Source organism: Microbacterium sp. Bi128, assembly GCF_918698205.1.
In genome coordinates this window covers 1-1,251 of record NZ_CAKKMM010001452.1, presented here as the reverse complement: position 1 = coordinate 1,251, position 1,251 = coordinate 1, and the positions used below count along the sequence as shown (strand labels likewise).

Below are 1,251 nucleotides of genomic sequence, written 5' to 3'. Positions count from 1 at the left end.
GCCTGGTACTTGCCCGAATCAATCTCGGCCTCGGAGACGCCCACGTTCGCAATCTCGGGCGAGGTGAAGATGTTGGACGCGACCTGGTGCAGCTTAAGGGGCATGACACTGTCGCCCAGGAAGTGCGCGATCGCGATCCGGCCCTGCATCGCGGCGACGGAGGCGAGCGCCAGCACGCCGGTGCAGTCGCCCGCGGCGTAGATGTTCGGCGCAGTGGTGCGCGAGACGCCGTCGACCTTGATGTGACCGCTCTCGGTCAGCGCGACGCCGGCTTCCTCCAGGCCGATGCCGGCCGTGTTGGGGATGGAGCCGACGCAGACCAGGCAGTGACTGCCGGTCACCTTCGAACCGTCGCCGAGGGTGACCACGACGCCGTCGTCCGTGCGCTCGACGGTCTCGGCGCGGGCGCGGGAGAGGACCTTGAGCCCGCGGCGTTCGAAGACGCCCTCGAGGACCTCGGCGGCGTCGGTGTCCGAGCCCGGCAGCACGCGGTCGCGGCTGGAAATCAGGGTGACCTTGGAACCCAGGCCGTTGTAGGCTGAGGCGAATTCCGCGCCCGTGACGCCGGAACCCACCACGATCAGCTCTTCGGGGAGCACGTCCATGTTGTAGATCTGGGCCCAGTTGAGGATGCGCTCACCGTCCGGGCGGGCCGTGGGCAGTTCGCGCGGGTGGGCGCCGACCGCCAGCAGGATGGTGTCTGCTTCCACCGTCTCGGTGCCGTTGGCGGTGAGGACCTCGATGGTGTGGTTGTCCAGCAGCCTGCCGGAACCGATCAGGATACGGACGTTCTGGTGTTCCAGCCCGACTTGGATGTCCTCCGACTGCTTCCGCGCCAGCCGCAGCAGGCGGTCGTTGATGTGCTTGAGGTCCGCGCGCATCGTGGGGGTGCAGTCGCCGCCGTCGAGGTCGAATTTAACCCCGAGCTCGCCGGCCTCGCCGACGCGGGTCATCAGATCTGCCGTCGCGATCAGGGTTTTGGACGGAACGACGTCGGTCAGCACCGCCGAGCCGCCGAGGCCCGCACGCTCGATGATGGTGACCTGCGCCCCCAGCGAGGCGGCGACCATGGCGGCCTCGTAGCCGCCAGGCCCTCCGCCGAGAATTGCGATGCGGGGTGAGCTGAAGTCAGGATGCGTAGTCACAATCAACCATTGTCCACCATCTGAACCGGAGCCACCAAGAATCCGGGCCGCGCGCGGGTCCGCCCGTGCATGCTGGGCAGCGGGCCCCGGCCGCGATAACTTGTAC

At 68.0% G+C, this 1,251-nt stretch carries 1 protein-coding gene; it reads right to left on the bottom strand.

The genetic code is table 11. The features are described 5' to 3' along the window. Positions 1-1,145 (bottom strand): NAD(P)H-quinone dehydrogenase (locus LQV45_RS33605; protein ID WP_230012126.1); only part of this gene is annotated, 1,145 nt, incomplete at its 3' end. Positions 1,146-1,251: the final 106 nt, after the last annotated feature.